Origin of the sequence: Sphaerisporangium sp. NPDC049002, assembly GCF_040649355.1 — a bacterium.
Taxonomy (GTDB): Bacteria; Actinomycetota; Actinomycetes; order Streptosporangiales; family Streptosporangiaceae; genus Sphaerisporangium.
On the sequence record NZ_JBEZFH010000109.1, the window covers coordinates 1 to 23,667 of the forward strand.

General features: G+C 70.4%; 24 protein-coding genes, 1 pseudogene and 1 riboswitch. Of the genes and pseudogenes, 14 read left to right on the top strand and 11 right to left on the bottom strand.

What is annotated here, in order from left to right; all coding sequences use genetic code 11:
- Nucleotides 1–297 precede the first annotated feature (297 nt).
- The 4 genes from AB0B89_RS21500 (at nt 298) to AB0B89_RS21515 (ending at nt 2,618) form a co-directional block, all read left to right on the top strand.
- Nucleotides 298–1,119 carry a helix-turn-helix transcriptional regulator gene (locus tag AB0B89_RS21500; RefSeq protein ID WP_358555527.1) on the top strand — a complete coding sequence of 274 codons (822 nt, stop codon included), beginning with the start codon at nt 298–300 and terminating at the stop codon, nt 1,117–1,119.
- Complete coding sequence (locus AB0B89_RS21505) at nt 1,120–1,356, top strand: DUF397 domain-containing protein (protein WP_114033524.1); 237 nt, start codon at nt 1,120–1,122, stop codon at nt 1,354–1,356.
- Between the two features lie 131 nt (nt 1,357–1,487).
- The gene (locus AB0B89_RS21510) at nt 1,488–1,748 is read left to right on the top strand and encodes a hypothetical protein (RefSeq protein WP_358555467.1); all 261 of its coding nucleotides are present in this window, start codon (nt 1,488–1,490) and stop codon (nt 1,746–1,748) included.
- A gap of 114 nt (nt 1,749–1,862) precedes the next feature.
- A complete protein-coding gene (locus AB0B89_RS21515; RefSeq protein WP_358555470.1) occupies nt 1,863–2,618 on the top strand; it encodes a hypothetical protein in 756 nt (251 codons plus the stop codon).
- Between the two features lie 24 nt (nt 2,619–2,642).
- Here AB0B89_RS21515 and AB0B89_RS21520 read toward each other — a convergent pair whose 3' ends face one another.
- Together AB0B89_RS21520 and AB0B89_RS21525 are read right to left on the bottom strand one after the other, a co-directional pair.
- Nucleotides 2,643–3,239, bottom strand: coding sequence for a histidine phosphatase family protein (locus tag AB0B89_RS21520; protein ID WP_358555473.1), 597 nt, complete (start codon nt 3,237–3,239; stop codon nt 2,643–2,645).
- Between the two features lie 13 nt (nt 3,240–3,252).
- On the bottom strand, nt 3,253–4,167 hold the full coding sequence (locus tag AB0B89_RS21525) for a TIGR03621 family F420-dependent LLM class oxidoreductase (RefSeq protein ID WP_358555476.1): 915 nt from the start codon (nt 4,165–4,167) through the stop codon (nt 3,253–3,255).
- Nucleotides 4,168–4,459: 292 nt separating this feature from the next.
- On the opposite strand from AB0B89_RS21525, the gene AB0B89_RS21530 reads away from it, so the two are divergent.
- Nucleotides 4,460–5,098 carry an HD domain-containing protein gene (locus AB0B89_RS21530; protein ID WP_358555479.1) on the top strand — a complete coding sequence of 213 codons (639 nt, stop codon included), beginning with the start codon at nt 4,460–4,462 and terminating at the stop codon, nt 5,096–5,098.
- Between the two features lie 91 nt (nt 5,099–5,189).
- Here AB0B89_RS21530 and AB0B89_RS21535 read toward each other — a convergent pair whose 3' ends face one another.
- On the bottom strand, nt 5,190–5,648 hold the full coding sequence (locus AB0B89_RS21535; protein ID WP_358555482.1) for an ATP-binding protein: 459 nt from the start codon (nt 5,646–5,648) through the stop codon (nt 5,190–5,192).
- 465 nt (nt 5,649–6,113) lie between these two features.
- Here AB0B89_RS21535 and AB0B89_RS21540 point away from each other — a divergent pair, with 465 nt between their 5' ends.
- Nucleotides 6,114–6,683 (top strand): hypothetical protein, encoded by a 570-nt coding sequence (locus AB0B89_RS21540; RefSeq protein WP_358555485.1) that lies wholly within the window; start codon nt 6,114–6,116, stop codon nt 6,681–6,683.
- Nucleotides 6,684–6,725: 42 nt separating this feature from the next.
- Here the strand turns inward: AB0B89_RS21540 and AB0B89_RS21545 are convergent, their stop codons facing one another.
- From AB0B89_RS21545 to AB0B89_RS21580, 8 genes are all read right to left on the bottom strand, one after another.
- Complete coding sequence (locus tag AB0B89_RS21545; protein ID WP_358555488.1) at nt 6,726–7,586, bottom strand: aminoglycoside phosphotransferase family protein; 861 nt, start codon at nt 7,584–7,586, stop codon at nt 6,726–6,728.
- 62 nt (nt 7,587–7,648) lie between these two features.
- On the bottom strand, nt 7,649–8,269 hold the full coding sequence (locus AB0B89_RS21550) for an ATP/GTP-binding protein (RefSeq protein WP_358555491.1): 621 nt from the start codon (nt 8,267–8,269) through the stop codon (nt 7,649–7,651).
- On the bottom strand, nt 8,250–8,639 hold the full coding sequence (locus AB0B89_RS21555) for a DUF742 domain-containing protein (protein WP_358555494.1): 390 nt from the start codon (nt 8,637–8,639) through the stop codon (nt 8,250–8,252). The genes AB0B89_RS21550 and AB0B89_RS21555 overlap by 20 nt, the downstream gene beginning before the upstream one ends.
- The gene (locus tag AB0B89_RS21560; RefSeq protein WP_358555497.1) at nt 8,636–9,064 is read right to left on the bottom strand and encodes a roadblock/LC7 domain-containing protein; all 429 of its coding nucleotides are present in this window, start codon (nt 9,062–9,064) and stop codon (nt 8,636–8,638) included. The genes AB0B89_RS21555 and AB0B89_RS21560 overlap by 4 nt, the downstream gene beginning before the upstream one ends.
- Before the next feature lie 90 nt (nt 9,065–9,154).
- Nucleotides 9,155–11,632: a nitrate- and nitrite sensing domain-containing protein gene (locus AB0B89_RS21565; RefSeq protein WP_358555500.1), complete on the bottom strand. Its 2,478-nt coding sequence runs from the start codon at nt 11,630–11,632 to the stop codon at nt 9,155–9,157.
- Between the two features lie 230 nt (nt 11,633–11,862).
- Nucleotides 11,863–13,572: a prenyltransferase/squalene oxidase repeat-containing protein gene (locus AB0B89_RS21570; RefSeq protein WP_358555503.1), complete on the bottom strand. Its 1,710-nt coding sequence runs from the start codon at nt 13,570–13,572 to the stop codon at nt 11,863–11,865.
- The gene (locus tag AB0B89_RS21575; RefSeq protein WP_358555506.1) at nt 13,569–14,498 is read right to left on the bottom strand and encodes a terpene synthase family protein; all 930 of its coding nucleotides are present in this window, start codon (nt 14,496–14,498) and stop codon (nt 13,569–13,571) included. The genes AB0B89_RS21570 and AB0B89_RS21575 overlap by 4 nt, the downstream gene beginning before the upstream one ends.
- Before the next feature lie 50 nt (nt 14,499–14,548).
- On the bottom strand, nt 14,549–15,937 hold the full coding sequence (locus tag AB0B89_RS21580) for a cytochrome P450 (RefSeq protein ID WP_358555530.1): 1,389 nt from the start codon (nt 15,935–15,937) through the stop codon (nt 14,549–14,551).
- Nucleotides 15,938–16,351: 414 nt separating this feature from the next.
- Here AB0B89_RS21580 and AB0B89_RS21585 point away from each other — a divergent pair, with 414 nt between their 5' ends.
- The 8 genes and pseudogenes from AB0B89_RS21585 to AB0B89_RS21620 all read left to right on the top strand — a co-directional run.
- Nucleotides 16,352–17,107, top strand: a complete 756-nt coding sequence (locus AB0B89_RS21585; protein WP_358555509.1) for a phytanoyl-CoA dioxygenase family protein — start codon at nt 16,352–16,354, stop codon at nt 17,105–17,107.
- A complete protein-coding gene (locus tag AB0B89_RS21590) occupies nt 17,100–18,083 on the top strand; it encodes a phosphotriesterase-related protein (protein ID WP_358555512.1) in 984 nt (327 codons plus the stop codon). The genes AB0B89_RS21585 and AB0B89_RS21590 overlap by 8 nt, the downstream gene beginning before the upstream one ends.
- A 2-nt stretch (nt 18,084–18,085) precedes the next feature.
- Nucleotides 18,086–19,300 (top strand): cytochrome P450, encoded by a 1,215-nt coding sequence (locus AB0B89_RS21595; RefSeq protein ID WP_358555515.1) that lies wholly within the window; start codon nt 18,086–18,088, stop codon nt 19,298–19,300.
- A gap of 82 nt (nt 19,301–19,382) precedes the next feature.
- Nucleotides 19,383–20,225, top strand: coding sequence for a Gfo/Idh/MocA family oxidoreductase (locus tag AB0B89_RS21600; RefSeq protein WP_358555518.1), 843 nt, complete (start codon nt 19,383–19,385; stop codon nt 20,223–20,225).
- 62 nt (nt 20,226–20,287) lie between these two features.
- Nucleotides 20,288–20,427, top strand: a riboswitch (adenosylcobalamin (AdoCbl) riboswitch).
- A gap of 44 nt (nt 20,428–20,471) precedes the next feature.
- Nucleotides 20,472–21,431, top strand: a complete 960-nt coding sequence (locus AB0B89_RS21605) for an ABC transporter substrate-binding protein (RefSeq protein WP_358555521.1) — start codon at nt 20,472–20,474, stop codon at nt 21,429–21,431.
- A gap of 218 nt (nt 21,432–21,649) precedes the next feature.
- Nucleotides 21,650–22,606: an iron ABC transporter permease gene (locus tag AB0B89_RS21610; protein ID WP_358555533.1), complete on the top strand. Its 957-nt coding sequence runs from the start codon at nt 21,650–21,652 to the stop codon at nt 22,604–22,606.
- The gene (locus AB0B89_RS21615; RefSeq protein ID WP_358555524.1) at nt 22,603–23,394 is read left to right on the top strand and encodes an ABC transporter ATP-binding protein; all 792 of its coding nucleotides are present in this window, start codon (nt 22,603–22,605) and stop codon (nt 23,392–23,394) included. Before AB0B89_RS21610 ends, AB0B89_RS21615 begins: the two co-directional genes overlap by 4 nt.
- Before the next feature lie 39 nt (nt 23,395–23,433).
- Nucleotides 23,434–23,667 (top strand): annotated as a pseudogene (locus AB0B89_RS21620) (hypothetical protein); the annotation flags it as partial.

The window sequence follows — 23,667 nt, forward strand, 5'->3', positions numbered from 1 at the left end:
CGCGCGCTGGGTGGGGCCACCAGCCGGCGGGAGGCCACCAATCGTTGGCCGACCACTGGGTTTGCCCACGTGTCAGGTCCGTGGAGTGCACGAGATCATGATGGTGCAAACTCGTGTGCAGGTGCAAGAGCGAATGCACGTGCAGAAGGGCCGTGCAACCGGTACGGTGGGCCACGGGAAGTAAGACCGAAGGGGGTCCACACGCGCGATCTTTGACAGACTGTGAACCAGTCCACAACCGGAGGAAAGCACGTGTCCATCGACCCGCCTGGTTCCGGCTCAACGGTTCGGCGCATCATGTTGGGCGCCAGCCTACGCAGGCTGCGTGAGGAACGCGGGCTAACCCGTGAGGTCGCGGGATTCCACATCCGCGCTTCCGAGTCCAAGATCAGCCGGATGGAGCTCGGACGGGTCGGGTTCAAGACGCGTGATGTCGAGGATCTGCTCACGCTCTATGGCGTCAACGACGACGCCGATCGCCGTGGGCTGCTCGAAATGGTCCGTGAGGCCAATACTCCCGGATGGTGGCACAAATACAGCGACCTGCTTCCCACATGGTTCTCGACGTACGTCGGGCTCGAAGAGGCGGCCTCGGTGATCCGCACCTACGAGGTGCAGTTCGTCCCGGGTCTCCTGCAGACCGCCGCGTACGCCCGGACGGTGATCAGGCTCGGGTACCCCGACGTCACGGAGGAGGAGATCGAGCGCCGTGTGCATCTGCGTATGCAGCGGCAGGAACGTCTCACCCGTGAGGACGGACCGAAACTCTGGGCTGTCATCGACGAGGCCGCTCTGAGGCGGCCCATCGGCGGCAAGGAGATCATGTATGAGCAGCTGCAGCACCTGATGGCGGTCGCGAGCCTGCCGGCCATCACATTGCAGGTGATGCCGTTCCAGTTCGGTATGCATGCGGCCGAGGGTGGAGCGTTCACCATCCTGCGTTTTCCAGAGTCCGACCTGTCGGACGTGGTCTACGTCGAGCAGCTGTGGGGTGCCCTCTATCTGGACAAGCGTGAGGACATTGATCCGTACCTCACCGCCATGGAACAGCTGTGCATCGAGAGCACAACTCCCGGGGGCACTGCCGAGATACTCGGCGACATACTTAGAGAGACCTAGATGAACCAGCCGTATAACGGAATGCCGGCCACGAGCCTAACCGGCGTCGCGTGGCGAAAGAGTGTTCACAGCAACTCGCAGGGTAACTGCGTCGAGCTTGCCAAACTCCCCGACGGGGGCGTCGCCGTCCGGAATTCGCGCTTCCCGGACGGTCCAGCCCTCATCTACACCCGAGACGAGATCCGGGCGCTCGTGCTCGGCGTCAAGGATGGCGAGTTCGACAATCTGGTCGCGTAACACCCTGTTCACATATCGCGAGTCCGGTTAACCGGAGAGCGCCGATCGTGTAACCGGGGTCGTTCATCGATCCGGCACACTGGGTCTGTCCACTTCCTGAAGTTCTCGTGGGGGCCGTGATGCTGGACCAGATGACTCTCTACCCCGTAGCCGACGACGTGCTGTTCGCACCAGGGGGCCGCGTCGTGATCCGTACGTACGGCGTCGCGTCCGCGGCCTCCACCGAGGAGGACGGCGCCCGTCCCGTCTCCTACCGCACCTGGGTGACGGGAGTCAGGGACCAGCCCAGATACTGGCGCTGGGGTCATTTCGAGGACGCCCGCCGTGGCCACCACAGGGTGCTCGAATGGCTGACCGGCCGGGGCCCCCAGCCTCAGCCCGTCGCCGGCTGACCTCTCCTCGCGGGCACGACCGCTGATCGTCCCGTGCCCGCTCACGGCTTCTTGTACGGCCGCCGCCGCGAGGCTAGTCTTCGACCAAGCGTTAGCTTGGTTTTGGAGGTCTCGATGCGCCGTGGGATCTATCTGATCGAAGAGGTCGACTTCCGGCCGATGAACTCGCGCAAGCCGCTTGAGTACCTCACCTGGCTGACCAGGTACAAGAAGGAAGACCAGCGGCTCGACCGCCCCGAGCTCACCAAGGGCCTGTCGATCCGGTCACGGGAGATCGACCTGGTCGGCGCCTTCTACGCGGTGGGCATCACCGGCCACCCCCAGTTCAAGGCCGTCACGCTGTGGGACTGCCACGGCGGCTGGGACGGCGGCTGGCGCCAGATGATGAACATCTACGACGGCGTCGACGACAGGCTCTTCCTGTCCGACATCGACGACCTGCGCTTCTCGGCCTTCTCGCGCCCGCTCGGCGCCGTGGACGGCAGCCCGGCCGTCGCCTCCCTGCTCGCCGAGGGGTACGCGGCGCCGTTCTACCTGTTCGAGAGCGCCCAGGTGCGACCCGGAGCGGCCCTCGACTACCTCGCGGCCGTGAAGGAGGAGCGAGCCCCCGTCCTCGCCGACCACGGCCACCGGCTCGTCGGCCTGTACGAGGTGCTCTTCTGCGACACCGAGGTCGTCACGATCTGGGGCGTGTCCCTGGACGACCACCTGTCCACCCAGCGGGCCAGGGACGCCGCACTCGGCCTGGACGACGAGGTCGAGGCCGACCCGCGCCTGCTCGACTGGGCGAAGCGCGCGAGGAACTTCCTCGACGGCCCCTGGCGCGAGACCCTCCTGGCCCCCTTCCCCGGCTCCCGCCTGGCCCCGTGACCCTCCGCCGGGCGGCGGATCGCGTCAGAGATCGCGGCCCGGTACGGGGGCGTTCCAGCGGGCGATGGCGTGTTCTTCGTGTTCGAAGCCGAGGACGGAGATCGTGCCGGTGTCGAGCGTGAAGAAGCGGCCGTCCCGCGGGGGAAGGGCGAGCCACCGGGCGGTGAGCACGCGCAGGAAGTGACCGTGGGAGACCAGGACCACCGTGCCCTCGGCCTGGAGGACCCGTGCGATCACCTTGTCGGCCCGCTCGGCGACCTGCTCGACCGACTCTCCCGGATGCTCGGCGTCGCCGGGGATCACGCCGTCGCGCCACAGGTACCAGCCGGGACGTCGCTTCCTGATATCGGCGGTCGTGATGCCCTCGTAACCTCCGTAGTCCCACTCCCAGAGGTTCGCGTCGAGCTCGTACCCGGTCAGCCCGGCGAGCTCCGCCGTACGCCGGGCGCGCAGCGCGGGGCTGACCAGGACGAGCGAGAACCGCTCGTCCTTCAGTGCGGGCGCGAGGGCGCGGGCCTGCTCCTCACCCTTGGGCGTGAGCGGGAGGTCCGTACGCCCGGTGTGCCGGCCGTCCCGGCTCCACTCGGTCTCTCCGTGACGCAGGAGAATGAGTTCGTCCATATCGGACCATCATCTACCGTCCGGCGAGCTCTTCGACGATCGGGGTGAAGGCGTCCAGGTCAGGCTCGTTGTGCAGGACGTAGTAGGAGAGGTCGTGCTCGTCGCGCCAGCGGCGGAGCTTCTCCACGATCTCGTCGTGGGAGCCGAGCAGCACCTGGGGCGTCTCGTCCTGCCCGCTGGAGTCGGCGGCGCTCCACGCGGCCTCGGACCTGCGTATGCCGACCTGCAGGACGCTGGTGCCGAGCTCGATCGCCTCGTACCGCTCACCGGCGGCGGTACGGACGATGTCGATCTTCTTCACGAACGCGTCCAGGCCGGAGTCGGCTCCGTCGGGACCGGAACCGTCGGCACGTACCAGCCTGGCCAGGTTGATCACGTCCGCCTCGTGGGCCGCGAGCCTCAGCACGCGCGGCCCGCCGCCTCCGAGCAGCAGCTTCGGGTGAGGCCGCTGCACGGGCTTGGGCCGCTGGTCGAGGCCGGTGATCCGGTAGTGCTCGCCCTCGAAGCCGAACGGCCCGTCCGACCAGAGCCCCTTGAGCACGGCGATCCCCTCGGCGAGCCGGTCCACGCGCACGCCCGGCGGGTCCAGGGGGAGGCCGGCGGCGGTGTAGTCGGCCGCCATCCAGCCGGTGCCGAGGCCGACCTCCACGCGGCCCTCGGACAGGACGTCGACGGTCGCGGTCTCCTTGGCGAGCACCGCGGGGTGCCGGAAGTCGTTGGCGAACACCAGCGTGCCGACGCGAAGGCGCGTGGTCGCGCAGGCGGCGGCCGTCATCGCGGCGACGGGGGCGAACCGCGGGCCCGTCAGGTGGTCGGGGACGAGCAGCACGTCGAAACCGGAGTCCTCCAGGCGCCGGGCCTTGTCCGCCCAGGACTTGGCGGTGTCGGCCTCGCGGATGACGGCGGCGAACCGGAACGGCCTCTTCACGGCGGGGTCTCCTTTCGAGCCCATACGAGCAAGCGCTTGCTAAAGACTAGGCCGCCGTCCCATCCCACGGAAGCCTTCTGGATTCCCCTACCCGGTACGAGCCCAACGACCGCGGCCGGCGGCGCGACGAGATCACCCGCCCGAGCGAGCCGATGCCACCCTCAGCGGATCTTGCCCGTTTCTGGAGACAGCGCCACCCCGGAACGGGGCACTCACTCCCTCACGGGCAGTCGCGGGAAGTGGACGCGCCAAGGACACGCCCCCATGCCTGACGTGCGAGGAGACCACTGAGATGAGCGAGACCATCGCGGGCGTCACCATTCCCGACTCGGCGCTCGCGGACGAGGCCACCGAGCTCGTCCGGGACGCGGCGCCCCCGCTGCTGTACGACCACTCGCGCCGCGTCTTCCTCTTCGGGACGCTGAAAGGGCGGCGGCTCGGACTCGAAGCGGACCCGGAGTTGCTGTACGTCGGCGCGATGTTCCACGACCTCGGGCTGACCGAGACCTACCGCCGTACCGACCAGCGGTTCGAGATGGACGGCGCCGACGAGGCGCGCCGATTCCTCACCTCGCACGGGTTCCCCGAGGAGGACATCCGCAAGGTGTGGCAGGGCATCGCGCTGCACACCACCCCGGAGGTGCCGTACCGGCTCGAACCGGAGATCGCGCTCGTGACGGCCGGGGTCGAGACCGACGTCCTCGGCATCGGCTACGACGAACTCGACCCGGACGACATCGCGGCGGTCACGGCCGCCCACCCCCGTCCCGACTTCAAGCGCCAGATCCTCGCCGCCTTCACCGACGGCTTCAAGGACCGCCCCGGCACCACCTTCGGCACGGTCAACGCCGACGTCCTCGAACACTTCGTCCCCGGCTTCAGACACATCGACTTCGTAGAGGTGATCCAGAACTCCGCCTGGCCCGAGTGAGCTCGTAGAGATGATCCAGAGGTTGGGATCCTCGCCTGGCTTCTGGCGCCGGGTGGTGTTCAGCGGTGGGGTCGGCGCCGAGGCCGGTGCCTTACCCGGGGGTCTCTGCCTGGTGCTCGCCCTCGTGCGGTTCGTGGCCCGGATGCGGGCACTTCTTGCGGAACCAGACGGTCTTCCCCGTGCCGTCCTGATCGGGAAGGATGCCCCACTCGTCGCACAGGGCCTCGACGATGGTCAGGCCGCGGCCGTGCTCGGCGTCGTCGTCCTCGGGGCTCCGCTCCGGCCGTCCCGTGCCATGGTCGCTGACCTCGGCGGACACCGTCTCTCCCGTCACCCGGAGCGTCAGCTGGATCGGCGGCAGCCCGTACAGGACGGCATTGCTCAGCACCTCGGTCGTGGCGAGCACGATGTCGTCGGTGAGATCACTCGATACGGCGAGCTGCCACTTGATGAGGGTCTGCCGGACCATGCCCCGGACGTCTCCGAGGATCATGGGGTCCCTGGGGATGTCCCAGCGTACGGCGCGGAAACCGTCCGGGGTGCCGATCATTCTCTTCCTTGCCTGCGCCATATATGACCCGGAAGACCCTACTCTGTCCAGGTTTGGGCTGTTCGTAGGGATGGGTCGCGGGGGCGATTTGTCGTCAAACAGCAACGAAGCGGGCTTCGGCAGTCGTCGCCGTTCGTGAGGGTACGAACCCCGATGGGCAGTCTCTGAGCTTCACTCCGAGCCGCCCGCGAAGTGGGGCGTCAACGCCGTGGTCACCCGTTCAGGTGCCGGAAGTCATCTCCGAGGCGGACCGGCACTCACCTCGCAGGCGGACGATCCGGCGGTGCGGTGACGGCCACGATGTGATCGATTCCTGTACCCGGACTTCCCGGCGCGCGGACGACCCCGGGGACGAGGTCGCCGGTCGCACCTGCCGGAACCCCGGCGTCAGGGATGGCGAGCCGCCGGTACCCGTGCTTCCGGCGCATGTCGGGACAAGCAGGACGCGAACCGGAGGACATGGACATGCTCAACAAGGCCCTGATTGTCGCGATGGCGGCCACTCTGGCCACCCTGACCGCGGCCCCCGCGTACGCGATGGCGTCCGCGGACGCGGCACCGAAAATCGAGTTCGTCTTCGGACCCAAGATCACCCTCAGAGAACCTGACAGCACCTTCACCTGCACAGCCGGCGAGGTGATGGTGGACCGCGCCCACATGGGGGACGAGAACGGCTGGACCACGTACGGGTGCGCCCAGGTCCTCGTCAACGGTGAACCGGCCTCGGTACAGACCGGGAATTGGACCCTCGCCGGCAAGGAGAGCAACTCCTACTTCGCCGGTCCCCTCAACCATGTCCTCCTCGGCAGGAAGCACCTTGGCGACGAGAACGGCCTGACGTCCTACCTCACCGGTACGCTGCACTGGCGCGGAACTCAGGTGCGGCTCACCCCTCGGTTCTGGACCGCGTTCGCTAAGGAACGCAGCCACTCCGCCCACGGGTACGCCCCCCAGGTCATGACGGGCCGTCAGCACAAGGGAGACGAGAACGGCGACACCCGCTACGAGTACAGCACCGTCACCGTCGACGGCTGAGGCCCCCGGCTCCCTCTTGGAATCGCCCACTCGGCGGCTCGGTCAGTGGGTGAAGGTCCCGGTGAGGTGGGCCAGAGCCGAGTCCCTGTAGCGGGTAGCCCCGTCGGCCATGCCGTACGCGAGGTCCTCCAGGAGCGAGCAGCGGGCGTAGAAGGCGGCGCGCTCGCGGTCGGCGTCGTCGAAAGTGCCGTCGTAGTGGGAGAGCGTCGGCTCGAAGACCTCCGGGCCGAGGTCGCGGAAGATCAGCGCCAGGTCGCAGGCCGGATCGGTGACGGCGGCGTCGGTCCAGTCGATGACGCCGGTGATGGCGCTCGCCCGTACGTTCACGAGCAGGTGCTCGCCGCCGAGGTCGTTGTGGCAGAACGCCGCGACTTGGGGCTCGGCGGGCGGGGTGCGTGCGAGGAAGTCCTCGACAAGACGACGAGCCACGGCCGGCACGTGCCGCACGACCTTCCGGTAGTCCCGTTCGGCGTCGTCTCTCCAGGAGACCAGCGGGTAGGACTCCCTGGGCGCCAGCTTCTCCATTTCTTGCACCGGCGCCCGGTGCAGGCTGCTGAGGAATCCGCCGAGCGGGCCCGCCAGCCGCGCCGGTTCGGCGACCGGGTGGCCGATGAGGGGAACGCCGGGGAGCTTGACGTACGCCAGGAACCCCGCGTCCAGGTCGGCGAACACCGGTTCGGGGACCGGCAGAGGGGACAACCGGGCGACCGCTTCGAGCAGCTCGGCCTCGCGCCGGGTCGTCTCGGCACGTACGGCCGGGTCGGTCTCCTTGCTTCCCCGGACGATCAGCTCACGGTCGACCTCGTAAGCGACGTTGTCCAAGCCCTCGCCCAGCTTGGTGATCGATCGGACCTCGCGTCCGGGCAGGTGACGGGTCAGCAGCGCACGAATCTCGTCGATCACCCGCGCAGCCTAACCGAGGCCGGTGGGTCGCGAAGGCCGGTGGTAGAGGGGATGGGCCGAGGTCAGCGGGTGGCGGGGGTCTGGGTGGGGAGGGGTTTGCGCGTGCGGGTGTCCATGGCGTGCTCGACCAGGGTGACCAGCACCTTCTTGCTCGAATCCTTCTGCCTCGCGTCGCACAGCACGACGGGGATGTCCGGGCCCAGGTCCAGGGCCATCCGGATCTCGTCGAGGTCGTAGCGCTTGGCGCCCTCGAAGCAGTTCACCGCGACGACGAACGGCGTGCCGCGCCGCTCGAAGTAGTCGACCGAAGGGAAGCAGTCGGCCAGGCGGCGGGTGTCGGCGATCACCACGGCGCCCATCGCGCCCAGCGCCAGCTCGTCCCAGACGAACCAGAACCGTTCCTGGCCCGGGGTGCCGAACAGGTAGAGCACGTGGGCGTCGCCGATCGAGATGCGGCCGAAGTCCATGGCGACGGTGGTCGTCTTCTTGGCCTCCACCCCCGACAGGTCGTCGACGCCGACGCCCCGGTCGGTCAGCAGCTCCTCGGTGCGCAGCGGCCGGGTCTCCGACACCGAGCCGACCATGGTCGTCTTCCCCGCTCCGAACCCACCCGCGATCAGGATCTTGATCGCGGTGGGCAGCTTCACCCGTCCGATGTCGCGGTTAGAGCGTCCGGAGTCCATTGAGCACCGCCTTGTAGGTTTCCAGATCGAGAACGTCCATCTCGCGCACGGGCTCCTGGATGGCGACGAAGCCCCGGTCGACGAGGTCGCCGAGCAGCACCCGGACGGTGCCCGCCGGCAGGTCCAGGTGGGCGGCGATCTCGGCGACCGACAGCGGCCGCTCGCAGAGCCTGACGATGGTGTGGTGCTCGGGCCCAAGGCCCGGCTCCGCCGAGATCCCCGGGTTGATGGTCACCACGAGGGTGATGAGGTCGATCTGACCCCGGCTCGGCTGCGTGCGCCCGCGCGTCATGACGTACGGGCGGACGATCCGTCCGGCCTCGTCGTCGAGCCACTGTTCCTCTGCGGGGTCGTCGGAGAGGCTCGTCATCGGGCGCCCTCATTCCTTGGCGAAGGGGTCTCCGAGCGTGCCGGCGAGGTGAGGTACTGACCGACCCGGGTCACGAGCATGGCCATCTCGTAGGCGACAAGGCCCACGTCGGCGTCGTGCGCGCACAGGACCGCCAGGCACGCGCCCTCGCCCGCCACCGTCACCACCAGATACGCCGACTTCAGCGCGATGATGGTCTGGCGTACGGCCCCGCCGCCGAACCGCTCGCTGGCCCCCTGGGCGAGGCTCTGGATCCCCGCCGCCACGGCCGACAGGTGCTCGGCGTCGGCCTGGCCGAGACCTCGCGACGTGGCCAGGAGCAGTCCGTCGGTGGACAGGACGATCCCGTGCTCGGCTTCCCTCACCCGCGCGACCAGGTCGTCCAGCAACCAGGTCAGATCGGCGGGGGAACTGGTCCTTTGCATCACTCGCTGTCCTCTTTTACCGGCTCACACTGTTCACTGCGTCGTCTGGTCGATCTCCACGGCCTACCTGCCAGGAGAAGATCCAAACCCTTACTGGTAGCGCGTCGGCGGCTCGTCGCCCGGCCCCGGGTCGGGGTCCAGGCGGCGCGGCAACCTGGCGGCCTCCGACCGCCCGCGCTCGGTGCCGCTCTGGAAGGATCCCATCAGCCGCCGGAGATCCTCGGGGGAAAGGTCGTCGTCGTCGTCCTCCGTGGCGTCGCCGGGGGCGGGGGCCGGCTCGCGGCGCAGCTCCGGGGCCAGGTGCGCCTGGGCGACGCGCCGGGGCAGGCCGGAGGGGGTGTACTCCTCGGGCTCGCTGGAGTCCCCGCGGGAGGGCTGGTCGAAGACGGACGTCCCGAGGGACGACGGCTCGAACGCCTCCTGGTCGTACGAGGGCGCCTGCGTGAGGGAGGACGGCCCGTGATCCGCCTGGCCCTGCGCGGGGACGACCGGCATGGGCTCGCTCCGATCGTCGTCCCAGTTCGGGACCGCCGTCAGCAGGAACGGGCCGGGATCCCGGGGGCCGCCGGCCTGCACGGGGAACTCCCCGGTCGTGCGGTGCCTGCCCGGCTGGCCCTGCGTCGTGCCGGGGGGGAGCTGCCTGCCGGGCAGCGCGTCGGAATCGGTACCGAGATCCATGTCGGTGTCGACCTCGCCGTTGATCAGCTCGCGGGGTATCAGGACGATGACGGTCGTGCCGCCGTAGGGGGAGGCTTTCAGCGTGACCTGGATCTGGTGGCGCGAGGCCAGGCGGCTGACCACGTACAGGCCGAGCCGGGGCGTCCCGGTCAGCTTGAACTCGGGCGGGTCCGCGATCCGGTCGTTGGCCTCGGCCAGGTCTTCGGGGGTCATGCCGAGGCCGCGGTCCTCGATCTCAACGACGTAGCCCCTGGCCACCTCCTGGCCGCTGACGTGGACCGAGGCGTACGGCGGGGAGAAGGAGACCGCGTTCTCGATGAGCTCGGCGAGCAGGTGGATCACGTCGCCGATGGCCCGTCCGGCCAGCTCGGCCTCACCCATGGGCATCAACGTCACCTGGGTGTAGTCCTCGACCTCGGCGAGCGCGCCCCGTACGACATCCACCATGGGCACCGACCGGCGCCAGGCGCGACCGGGGGAGGCGCCGGACAGGACGATGAGGTTCTCGGCGTTGCGCCGCATCCGGGTGGCCAGGTGGTCGACGCGGAACAGGTCGGCCAGCTCGCCCGGCTCGGTCTCGCGGCGCTCCATGGCGTCGAGGATGGTCAGCTGCCTGTGTACGAGCGACTGGGTGCGCCGCGCCAGGCTGAGGAGGATGCCCCGGTAGCTGCGCCGCAGCTCGGCCTGCTCGACCGCGACCCGGATGGCCGTCTCCTGCACGGTGTTGAAGGCCTGGCCGACCTGACCGATCGCGTCGTTGCCGACCGAGAGCGGCGGCGCCTCGGTGGCCACGTCCACGTCGTCGCCCCGGCCGAGGCGCTCGACGACGCCGGGCAGCCGCCGGGCGGCGAGCTCCAGGGCGGCGGTCCGCAGCTCCTCCAGCCGCCGTACGAGGGCGCGTGCGGTGGTGATGGACAGGACGATGGACGCGATGACCGCCAGCAGGCCGAGGCCGCCGGCGAGCGCCAGCCGTACGACGACGCCGATGGCGATGGGCCGCGCGCGCTCGACGAGCGCGTGGCCGCCGTCGGCAACGAGCTTGTCGAGGCGCGAGAGGACCGCTCCTGTGGCCGACTTCCAGCGCTCGCCGTCGATGGAGGCCAGCTCCGGCTGCCCCGTCTCGATGAGCTGGTCCTCAAGGCGGCGGAGCCGGTTGTACGGCTCGCTCTTCACCATCTGGTCGTAGGAGACCTGGTCGGCCGGGGGCAGTTCGGCCGCCGTCCGTGCCATGAGGAACCGCTGGGCGCCCACGGCCTGGGCGAACCGCGAGTGCTCCGTCCCGCTCAGGCCGCCGGCCGCCAGCGCGCCGGCGACCAGGGCGTCCTCCTGCGCGAGGAGCTCCACCGCCCGGCTCAGCTCGACGAAGGTGCGGGTGTCCTTGGCGAACCCGGCGTCGTCCAGCGTGGCCATCGAGTCGTAGACGCGGTACATGGAGTCGATGACCTGGGTGATCGTCGCGGAGGCGCTGACGCGGTCGGTCTGACCGGCGTCGACCTGCTTGCGGAGGGGCCCGAGGATCTGCAGTTCCCTGTACGCCTCGTCGATCCGGCGGTTCAGCGCGTCACCGGCCGCCTGGCGCACGCCGCTGCCGGTGGCCTCGCGGCGGAAGTCGACGCTCGCCGCCTCGGTCCTGGAACGCTGGGCGGCCAGGGCCTCGCGCTGTCGGCTGGAGGTGGGGTCGCCCAGAAGGACCACGGTGAGCCGGCGCTCGCGCTGGAGCTCCACCCTCAGTCGCTCGCTCGGCTGGGCCACACCCGCGTCGAGGGTCTGCACCCACAGGACGTTGAGTCCCTCACGCAGGGTCACCCAGGCGGCGAACCCCCACAGGGCGACAAGCGACACGATCAGCGCCGTGACCTTGGTCCGAACACGCGAGTTGCGGTTGCGCATAACTCCATCCCTGGCGAAAGTCAGGAACCCACATCACGGTTCGGCTAATAACCCTATGTCGCTATATGGCGCCGTATCGCGTGGTAGGACGGTATTTCACCGGATCATACTCGGGAACCCTAGCATGATGCGAAATGGGATACCGACAGTTGCATGTCAATCATGTAAAGATATCCAGTCAGTGATTCTGCTTTATCATTCTCTCTCACGTTTGTCGGATATGCGAGGTCTCATGCTCCGGTGACATGGTTGCGGTCCGACGTCGGGTTACGCTGCGCGAGGTGCAGCGCCCCGAGGATGGCCGCCCTGACGATCGCCACCGGCAGGTAGAGGTCCTTGTCGTGCCACATCGGCGGGTGCTCTTCCGCCTGTTCCCACCCCGGCGCCCCGGGGTCGCCGGAACCGCCCGGCCAGGTCGAGCGCAGGAGGTACGCGTACCCCCTGGCGGCCTGCCGCTCCGCCTGCTCGTACGGCGGGCCCGTCATCAGCAGCAGGTGCATCGCGTACGCGGTCTCCTCCGCCGTGCCGCGCCACAGGCCCCATGACCCGTCCGCGCGCTGCGTCGACAGCACCCAGCGCACCGCTCGCCGTACGGCCTGCTCCGAGGCCGCGCCGCCGAACTCGCCGAGCGCCAGCGCGCAGCAGGCCGTCGCGTAGTACGGCGAGGCGTGCCAGCGGTCCGACCAGCTCCCGTCGGGATTCTGCCGCCCGCGCAGCCAGCCCGCGAGCCGGTCCATCGGCTCGCCGTACCGCGCCCGCGCGCCGGGGCGGGTGGCGACGTACTGGCCGAAGGCGTCGAGCACGTGGGCGTTGACCGTGGTGGAGAAGCCCTGCTCGCCCTGCCACGTGCAAAAGTGCGTGCCCGTGTGGTAGTTCAGCAGGCTGTCGGGCTCGCGCGGGGCGCCGAGCAGCGCCAGCGCGTACAGCGCCACCGAGGTGGTGTCCGCGTCCGCAGGCAGCCCAGGGCCCGCGGCCACGCCGCCGGGGCCGAGCCCCTCGCCCAGGCTCGCCATCAGCTCTTCCGGGACGGTGACGGGGATCCCGGCGCGCGCCAGCCAGCTCAGCACCCAGCCGCGCTCGAACACGGTGATGGGGACGGCGCACGACACGGGCCCGCCGTGCTGAGCCGCCGCCGTCTGGAGGTGCAGCCGCGCCGGGTGGCCGGGTTCGCGCGCTCCGAGGTCGCCGAGCCACGCGGCGGTGGCCGCCGGGGACGCTCCGACGGTCCCCGCCGCCGTCGGGCGGACGCCGGGAGCCTGGAACACCGCGTCGCCCGCCACCTCCAGGGCGTGCGTCAGCTTCTCGGGAAGCGGGGCGCCCGACCGCAGGCGCGCCCGGATCATCTCCAGCCTGGTCTGGTCCATGCCGGCCGGAAGGGGGAGGGGCGGCACCCCCGCCCACGTGCGCAGTCCGTCCAGCGGTGCGTCTTTGAGGTTGCGAAGATGGCGGTTGACCGACGCGATCAGCGACGGGACGATGAGCTCGATCGCCGGCATGTCGGGAAGCGGCGAGCCGTAGTCCCGCCGTGACCAGCGGTACAAGGCGTGCAGTCCCCGGCCCGCCGCCTCGGCCAGGCCGCCGGGGTCGCCGGAGCCCCGCGCCAGCTCCGCCAGCAGGGATTCGGTAGCGCTCAGCGTAGGGACCAGGGCGTAGTCGTTGTGCGGGCCCCAGGCGCCGCCCGGCCGCTGGGCCGCCACCAGGTACGCGAGCCGCTCACTGTGCCCGGCGAGCCAGGGGACCAGGGACACCAGCCGCCCGGTCTCGTACACCGACGGGGAGGCGTTCCCCCACGGCCGCGCCAGGAGCCCGGCCACCAGCGCGCGGGCCTCGGCCATCACCTCGACCGTGCCGGTGGAGGCGGTATCCGCCGTCTGGAACCTGCTCGCCATGTGGAGCGTGAACGCACGGGCGGGCGCGGAGACGAAGTCGTGGACGCTCAAATCGTTCCCCAGTAGTCGGCGAGTCGGTAGAAGCCCGCGCAGAAGTCCATCTGGCGTTCCAGATAGCCGGCGATGTGCGGATGGCTCTCGTGCAGAGGGCCGATCAGCTTCCGGCTCCGCTCGGCCAGCAGGGAGACGTGCCGGTCGACCTCCTCGCGGGTCACGCCGAGCAGCAGGGCGTTGAGGTCGCCCCACTTCAGGTCCCTCTCGTACGTCCCGAGGTCGTTGAGCAGGCGGATCACCCGCTGCACCGCCCAACTGGCCTCGCGGACGCCCGTCAGGTCGTCCGGATCGGAGGGTCCGCCGGTGTGGATCAGATGGGACGCGAAGGCGAAGGAGAAGCCGAGGTTGTCGGCGTTGTCCAGGTACTCCTCCAGCGAGGGCGTGACGCCGGAGCTTCGCCACCCGCGCTCGCGGCTCATCGCGTCCAGCATGCGCTGGAGCTCATCGCGCCAGACCGGGCCGAGCACGGCGAACGCGGGCGCCGCCGCCAGCTCCGCGCGGATGTCGGCGAGGAAGCGGGTGAGCTCGTCCCCGGGCACCGGCTCGGCGCCGCCGGCGACCGCGAGGCACCGGCGGGCGATGGCCTCCACCTCCTCCGTCGAGGTGGCGACGTAGTCCACGAGCCAGTCGAGGGCGAAGGCCCACAGGCACACCTTGTTCGCCATCCGCAGCTGCTCGGCTGTGAACCACGGACCGCTGAACGCCATGGCCATCGACAGCGTGCTCGACAGCGCGGCGTCGAACGGCCGGGCAGGGAACAGCTCGGGATAGGCGGCCAGCCACTCCTGCATGTCCCGCTGCGACCGCCCGGCCACGGCGCAGATGGTTCCCGAGTCCGTCGCCCCCGGCCACCGGCCCTGGCCGGGGGTACGGCCGCTCGCGTCGCCGCCTGTCATCGGGGGTCTCGCGTCGTCGTCTGTCACTGGGAGTCCGGTGTCGTCGTCTGTCACTGGGAGTCTCGCGTCGTCGTCCGTCACCGCGAGCCTCGCGCGGCGTACTCGACGGGAAGGAGCCGCAGCTCGACCTTCCCCCGGGGGCGCAGCAACGCCGTGGGCGCGGGTGTGAACGGCCCACGGCCGAGCAGCGCCGGACGGAACCGGCTCACGATGGAGGCGACCATGAGCGGCGCGTCCATGTAGAAAAGGTGCTGGCCGAGGCACTGGTGCGCGCCGCCGCCGAAGGGGAAGTAGGCGTAACGGTGCCGCCGCCGCTGGTCGTCCGGCGAGAACCGCTCGGGGTCGAACTCCAGCGGCCGGTCCCAGAACTCCTCAAGCCGGTGCGTGGCGTACGGGCTGATCAGCACCATCGAGCCGGCCCTCACGCGCACGCCGCCGACGATCTCGTCCCGCACGGCCATGCGGGGGAACAGCCAGCCCGCCGGGTGCAGGCGCATCACTTCCTGGAGGACCATCTTGGTGTAGCGCAGCTCCGGCACGTGCGAGGGCAGCACGGGGCCCGTGCCGACCACGCGGTCGATCTCGGCGTACAGCCTGGCGGCGACCTCCGGGTGGGCATCCAGGTCCGGCCACAGCCACGTCAGCGTGGTCGCCGTCGTCTCCGACGCCGCCGCGTACACGCTGACCAGGTCGTCGCGGATCTGCCGGTCGTCCCGTTCCTCCCCGCCGGGGCCGCGCGCGCGGCACAGCGCGGAGACGACGTCGAGGCCCTCGCCGGTCCCCGGCCGCTCCTTGGCCTGCCGGATCACCGGGAACACCACGTCGTCGACGGCGCCGACCGCGTCCATGAAGGCCCGGTCGCCCGGCATGCGGAGCGAGTACGGCATGAAAGGCATGAGCAGCCGGAACGTGACCGCCGCGTCGGCCGTGTGGTAGGCGGACATCAGCCGCTCGCTGTCCCGCCGGGAGATCCTGTCCCCGAACAGGACCCTGACGGTGCTCTGGTTGACGATGGCGGCCATCTCGTGCGCGGCGTCGACCGGGCTCCCCGACCGGGCGTGCTCCTCCAGCTCGGCGACCCGCTCGTCGACCGTCTTGGCGACCACGCCGGCCAGCGAGGCGATGTACTTGGCCGTGAACAGCGCCTGGAGGATCTTCCTGCTGGACTCCCAGGAGGGGCCGTCGCCGAGGATGCCGGCTCCGAGCAGGCGGTTCAACGGCCGCCAGAACATGCCCTGGCGGGTGTAGTTGGTCCAGTTGCCGCGCAGCACGTGCTGGACGTGGTCCGGGTGGGTCACCAGATACGGCCGGAACAGGCCGAGCTTCAGCCGTACGACCTCTCCGCCGGCCCGCATCCCGATCTCCGCGAGGCCGTTGACGGGATCGCGCGCGATCTTCGGCATCACCCGGGAGAGGGGGCCCCGTCTGGTCCGCCGGGCCTGCCCGGCGCCGATATCGACCGGCATCTCCACGATCTCCAACCTTGAGCCACCCGGAACCACGCGGCGTGGCGGGACGCCCTTCGTTGGGGGCGCCGATCTGGAAACGCCGCGTGTCACAAGGGCCGCAAACGAGACAAGCGGCTACTGTCATGGCAAATGCCACGTGGTGAATGATCTACCACGATAATCTGACCAGGAGCAAGATTTTCGGTCAGACAAATCACCGGGACCCGGCTCAATGATCAGTTTCGGACACGGGTCCGCGCCGATGACAGGGGGCTGTGCGGCGGCGATGCCGGGCCGGGCCGACGACTTAAGTGGTCTTGGTCGCAAGAGGTTCCGGCCGCCAGGGGACGACCTACCGCTACCAAGCGCTTGCTTTAGGGGTGGGGTTGGTTCGAAACTGGGGCAATGGCCACCAATGCTCCGGTCCGCGACGTGACCGATCATGAGGTCGAATCCTTCAAGGAGAACGGCTGGGTACGGCTGCCGCGGCTCGTGGATCCCGCCCTGGTGGACGGACTGCGCGAGCGGGCGCTCGGTCACCTGCGCGTCCGCTCGCGCGAGCGCGCCACCCTGGTCGACCAGGCGTTCGGCCAGTCCAGGGACGTCGCCGAGTCCGACGAGGCCTTCCACGACCTGGCCTTCGACGCCGCGATGGGCCGGTGCGCCACCCGGCTGCTGCACGGCGTCAGGGGCGTGCGCGTCCAGGTGACGAACCTGCTGATCAAGGAACCTGGCGACGGCGGGCACGGCGCGACCGAGTTCCACCAGGACTTCCCCTGGATGCCGATGGACCGCTCGGCGATGCTGACCGTCTGGCTGGCGCTCGCCGACGTCCCCGCCGAGATGGGCAGCCTGCGGTTCTACAACGGCTCCCACCGGCACGGCGTCCTCGGACGGAGCTTCACCCGCGACGGCGACGACCAGCTCACCCAGCACCCGTGGCTCAAAGCGCTGGAGCTGTCGCCTCCCCTGGACCTGCGGGCCGGCGACGCGACCGTCCACCACGCGCTGACCGTGCACGGCGCGGGGGCCAACCGCGGGGACACCCCGCGCCTGTCGTTCACGGTCACCTACTTCGACGCGGACGCGCTCTACACCGGCACGCCGTACAAGCAGACCGACGGCCTCGGCCTCCGGGTCAACGCGCCCTTCGACCACCCGAGGTTCCCGGTCGTCTCCCATGCCTGACCGGGACGGGGCCGTCCACACGGTCAAAGGACCGGTGACCGGACTCGGGGCGACGCTCATGCACGAGCACATCTTCGGCCTCAGCCCGGAGATCCTGTGGAACTGGCCGGACATCCCCGAAGGATGGGACCTCGACACCCGGGCGCGGGAGGCGGCGGGGAAGCTCGACGCGCTCAAGGCCGAGGGCGTCGACACTGTGGTCGACCTGACGGTGGTGGGCCTCGGCCGGTACGTCCCGGCCGTCCAGCGGGTCGCCGAGCTGACCGACGTCAACATCGTCGTCGCCACCGGGCTCTACACCTACGACGCCCTCCCGCCGTACTTCGGCAACCGCGGCCCCGGCAGCCTCTTCGGCGGCCCCGACCGGCTCGCGGAGTTCTTCGTCAGGGACATCACCGAGGGCATCGGCCGCACCGGGGTGAAGGCAGCGATCCTCAAGTGCGCATCCGACCACCAGGGCATGACGCCGGGCTGCGAGCGGGTCTTCCGGGCCGTCGCGCGGGCGCACCTGGAGACCGGGGCGCCGATCACCACCCACTCCCACAGCGCCTCGCGGGGCGGGCTGGAGCAGCAGCGGCTCCTGGCCTCCGAGGGCGTGGACCTGACGCGGGTCGTCATCGGCCACGCCGGCGACTCCACCGACCCCGCCTATCTCGAAGAGCTGGTCGCCGAGGGCAGCTTCCTCGGCATGGACCGGTTCGGCATCGAGACGATCAGCTCGTTCGAGGACCGGGTCGCCATCGTGGCGGAGATGTGCGCGCGCGGCCACGCCGGCCGCATGGTGCTGTCGCACGACTCCTACTGCTTCAACGACCGGTTCGACCCCCGGGTCGTACGGGAGCGCCACCCGAACTACCACCTGCTGCACATCTCCCGCGACGTCCTTCCCGAGCTGCGCAAGCGCGGCGTGACCGATGACCAGATCCACCAGATGCTCGTCGAGAACCCCCGCAGGATCCTCACCCCGAGGTCGTGATCATGCAGAACACCTCACCGGCCACCGCCACCGACTTCGACGTCACCTCCGACTGGCACGTCGCCGCGCCGTACGACTTCCTGCGCAGGCTCAGGCACGAACGGCCGGTGTTCCACAGCGAGCACCTGGACGCGTACGTCCTGACCCGCCACGAGGACGTGCGCGCGGCGTACGGGGACGCGCGGCGGTTCTCCTCCGAGGGGTCGCTCACGATCTCGCGGAGCCTCGCCGGCGAGACCAGGAAGGTGCTCGGCGACCACGGGTCCTTCCTGTCCAGCTTCGTGGCCAACGTCGACCCGCCCACGCACACGCGGCTGCGCCGTTCGGTGTCCCGGGCCTTCACCCCGCGCGCTGTCACCGCGATGGAGGAGCGGTTCCGGCGGCTCAACGAGGACCTCCTCGACCGGGTGGCGCCGCAGGGCGGGGGCGACTTCGTCGCGGAGCTCGGGCACGTGCCGTCGGCCAAGCTCAGCGCCCGGTTCATCGGCGTGCCCGAGGAGGACGAGGAGTTCGTCAAGGAGCACGTCAAGGACTGGTTCATGCTGTTCCTGTCGCCGCAGCCGCCCGACCGGCAGCTCGTGCTGGCGCGCAGCTTCCTCGAATACCTGGACTACGTCGACAAGCTGGTGGCCTCCCGCGCCGCCGAGCCGCGTGACGACTTCACCTCGCTGATGACCGGGCTCATCGGAACCGAGCTGTCCCACAGGGAGGTCGTCGAGCTGATCTCCACGATCCTGCTGGGCGGCAACGACACCGTGCCCAACCAGCTCGGCAACAGCGTGCTGAGGCTCCTGCGTGAGGACGCCTGGCCCCTGGCCCCCGAGCTGGTCCAGAACGCGGTCGAGGAGTGCATGCGCATCGACGGCTCCAGCCTCGGCTCCTTCCGGTACGCCCTCACCGACATCGAGCTGCACGGCGTGACCATCCCGGAGGGCTCGCTGGTGCTGCTCTCCACCGACTCGGCCGCGCACGACGAGACCGTCTTCCCCGCGCCGGAGGAGTTCGACCTCGGGCGAGGGAACTCCGACGCGCACATGACGTTCGGGTACGGCATCCACTTCTGCGTCGGGGCCGCGCTGGCGCGCCTCCAGCTCCGTACGGCCCTTGAGGTGCTGGGCCGCCGGCTGCCCGGCCTGCGGCTGGTGCCCGGCCAGCCGCTCGCGTACCGCAAGTCCATCGTCGGGCGGGGCCTGCCGTCGCTTCTGGTCGAATGGTGATCACCCCACGCGCGAGGTTCTGATTGGGCTAGTCTCGCGGCGAATCGTCCGGTACGTCGGGGAGCTGAGCGCCGTGGAGCCAGTGGCGGTAGGTCTGATCGGAGCCGGGCCGTGGGCGGAGGCGGTACACGCCCCCGCGCTGGCGGCGGGGCCGCACACGCGGCTCGCGGGAGTGTGGGCGCGCAGGCCGAGGGCCGCCGCAAGGCTGGGAGCCCCGGTCTACGAGCGGGTCGAGGAGCTCTTCGAGGTCTGCGAGGCCGTCGCCTTCTGCGTGCCGCCGGGCGTGCAGGCCGAGCTCGCCGTGCGGGCCGCCAGGGCGGGCAAGGCGCTGCTGCTGGAGAAACCGCTGGCGGCCGACCTCGACGGCGCCAAGCGCCTCGCCGACGCCGTGGGCGAGGCGGGGGTGGCGTCCCAGATGGTGCTCACCTTCCGTTACTCGGCCGCGACCAAGGCGTTCCTCGAACGGGTCCGCGCGATCGAGCCGTTCGGCGGGTACGCCCGCAACATCTCCGGAGCCCTGTACACCATCGACTCCCCGTGGCGAAAGGAGCGCGGCGCCATCCTCGACGTGGGGCCGCACATGCTCGACATGCTCGACGCCGCCCTCGGTCCGGTCGTCGGCATCCGCGCCCACGGCCACCCGCTCGGGTGGACCGGACTGCTGCTGGAGCACCAGAGCGGCGCGGTCAGCGAGGCGTCGCTGACCATGGCCGCCCGCGTCGAGCACGGCTCCTCGCACGTGGCCGTCTTCGGCCGCCACGGCGACGAGACCCTCGACGGCGCGGACCTCGGCTACGACGTCTTCCCCGACATGGTCGCCGAGTTCGCGCGGACCGTGCGGCGCGGCGGCGGCCACCCCCTCGACGCCCGCCACGGGCTCCGCCTCCAGGAGTTGATCAGCGCCGCCGAGGCGCAGCTCGCCTGAGCCGCCGGTCTGGAGTGGTGAGGCTTTCCACCCGTCGTATCCCGTTGCGGCATTGGTTGATACCGTTCGTCTGACGCGCAGCGTGCAGCGAAGTCCGGTGTGAGTCCGGCGCTGTCCCGCAACTGTGAGACCCCTCGGGTCGAGCCAGGTCGCCTGCATGCCGCGCCGACGTCGTCAACCCTCGTGGAAAAGGGTGATCCGTCAGCACACGGGTCTCTCGATTTCCCGGCAACAGGAGGAACTCTCGTGAGGCCCGTACGCACGGCCTTGGCGGGCGCGTTGCTGGGTGCGCTGACACTGGCCGCATGCGGCCAGTCCACCGGCACCGAAAGCAGCGCCACCGCCACCGCCGCCGCCACCCCCGCTCCCGCCGCTTCGCAGGACGGCGGCTTCCCCGTCACCGTCCAGGCGGGCAACGGCTCCGTCACCATCGGGCACAAGCCCGCCCAGATCATCTCGCTCTCGCCGAGCGCCACGGAGAGCCTGTTCGCGATCGGCGCGGGACCGCAGGTCATCGCCGTCGACGACCAGTCGACCTACCCCGCCGAGGCCCCGAAGTCGGACCTGTCCGGCTTCAAGCCCAACGCCGAGGCGATCATCGCCAAGAAGCCCGACCTGGTCGTGCTCGCCAACGACACGGGCGGCATCGTGGCCGCGCTGACCAAGGTCGGCATCCCGGTCCTGCTCGAACCGGCCGCCACCAAGCTCGACGAGACCTACGACGAGATCGCCGACCTCGGAGCCGCCACCGGCAACAAGGCCAAGGCCGACGAGCTCGCCGCGGGCATGAAGCGGCAGATCGACGAGATCGTCGCCGCGGCGCCCAAGGACAAGAAGCTCACTTACTTCCACGAGCTGGACAACACGCCGTACTCGGTGACGTCCAGCACGTTCATCGGCCAGATCTACGGGCTCTTCGGGCTCGCCAACATCGCGGACACGGCCCCCGAGGCCGCCGGGGGGTACCCCAAGCTCTCCAGCGAGTTCGTCGCCAAGGCCGACCCCGACCTGATCTTCCTGGCCGACACCAAGTGCTGCGGCCAGTCCAAGGAGGCCCTCGCCAAACGGCCGGGGTGGGGAGGCCTGTCGGCGATCGCGAAGGACCGCGTGATCACGCTCGACGACGACATCGCCTCACGCTGGGGCCCGCGCGTGGTCGACTTCGTCAAGATCGTTGACGAGGCGGTCACGAAGGCCGCCGCCTGAGACCCGATGGGACACCTGGAACGACACGCCCCGTGAACCGGCACGACCCTGGTACGACGCGCCCTGAGAAGCGGCACGACACCGGTACGACGCGCCCTGTGAATCGGCGCGACGCCGGTAGGTCGCGCCCCGTGAGGCGGCGCGGCGCCGGTACGACGCGCGCGGCGAGGCTGCGGCCGGCGGCGCTGGCCGCGGCCCTCGCCGTGCTCGTGATCTGCGTGATCGCGGGTCTGATGATCGGCGCGGCCGGCGTCTCGCTCAAGGGCATCATGCTCGAACTGCTCGACCGGGTGCCGTTCGTCTCGGTGGACTCCGGGCTGTCGCCGGTCGAGCGGGGGCTGGTCTTCCAGCTCAGGTTGCCCCGCGTGGTGCTGGCGGCGGTGGTCGGCGGCCTGCTGGCCATCGCGGGCGCCGGGTACCAGGGCGTGTTCCGCAACCCGCTCGCCGATCCCTACCTTCTCGGCGCCGCCGCCGGTGCGGGCTTCACCGCGACCCTGATGATCGTGCTGATCCAGGTCGACGGGCTGGTGCCGCTCGCCGCCTTCGGCGGGGCGATCGGCGGCGTGCTGCTGGCGTACGCGCTCGGCAACACGGCGGGCCGGGGCGGCGGCACGGCCACCCTGGTGCTCGCCGGGGTGGCGGTGGCCTCCTTCCTGTCCGCGTTGCAGGCCTTCGTGCAGCAGCTCCGCGTCGAGCAGTTGCAGCGCATCTACTCGTGGATCCTCGGGGGCATCGGCGGCGACTGGACGCAGGTGTGGCTCGTCGCCCCCTACGCCCTGGTGTCGACGGTCGTCCTGCTCGCCCACGGCCGGCTGCTGGACGTGCTGTCGGTCGGCGACGACGAGGCGGTCAGCCTCGGGGTCAACGCGGGGCGCGTCCGGCTCGTCGTCCTGTGCGCGGCGTCGCTGGCCACCGCGTCCGCGGTCGCGGTGAGCGGGCTCATCGGGTTCGTCGGCATCGTGGTGCCGCACGTCGTGCGGCGGCTGGCGGGCGGGTCGTACCGGGTGGTCCTCCCGCTGTCGCTTCTGGCGGGGGCGTCGTTTTTGGTGCTGGCCGACCTGGTCGCCCGCACCGTGCTCGCCCCCGCCGAGCTGCCGATCGGCGTGGTCACCGCGTTCATCGGCGCGCCCTTCTTCGTCGGGGTACTGCGCGCGACACGGTCGGTGGACGCGTGAGCGCCATCGAGGTGCGGGACCTCTCGGTCGCGCTGGACGGGCGGCCGGTCCTGTCCGAGATCGGCCTGTCGGTGGGCGGCGGCGAGTGGCTGGCGGTCATCGGGCCGAACGGCGCGGGCAAGTCCACCCTGCTCCGGGCCATGATGGGCCTGCTTGAGGCGCGCGGCGAGGTCCTGGTCGACGGCGTGCCCGCGCGCGACCTCAAGCCGAGGCAGCGGGCCCGGCTGATGGCGTACGCGCCGCAGAGTCCCCTGCTTCCGGCGGGGCTGACCGTCTTCGAGTACGCCCTGCTCGGGCGCACGCCGTACATCTCCTACCTCGGCAGGGACACCCACGACGACCGGGACGTCACCCGCTCGGTGCTGGAGCGCCTGGACCTGTCGGCGTTCGCGACGCGGCCCCTCGGGCACCTGTCCGGCGGGGAACGGCAGCGGGTGGTGCTCGCCCGCGCGCTCGTCCAGCGGGCTCCCGTGCTGCTGCTCGACGAGCCGACGACCGCGCTCGACCTCGGCCACCAGCAGCAGGTGCTGGAGCTGGTCGACCGCCTGCGCCTCGCCGACGGGCTCACGGTGGTGACCACCATCCACGACCTCAGCCTGGCCGGGCAGTACGCCGACTCGATGCTCCTGATCGCGGACGGGCGCCACGTCGCCTCGGGGCCGGTCAAGGAGGTGCTCACCGAGCCGCTGCTCGCCCGGCACTTCGGCGCCCACGTCCGCGTCGACCAGGGGAGCGACGGCCGTCCTCTGGTCAATCTGATCCGCCCGGCGGACCCCGGCCCCGCGTGAGTCTGTACGCTTCCGGGACCGGTGTCTGAGGAGGTCCGCATGCTGTCCCTGAGCCATCGGCGCGAGGACGGCGCCCGTCTCGCGTCGCTCCTGTGGGAGTTCGGCCCCGGGTGGCGGATGATCTCCTCGGCCATGGTGGGCGGCGGCATCGGCCCCGGCGAGTGGGTGCTGAACGCGCAGGCTCCCGTAGGGGAACGACTCCCGTCACACCGAGGTCGAGTTCTGCCCGAACAGGACGAGCGCCCAGGTGAGGCAGCCGAAGGCCGCGGTGGC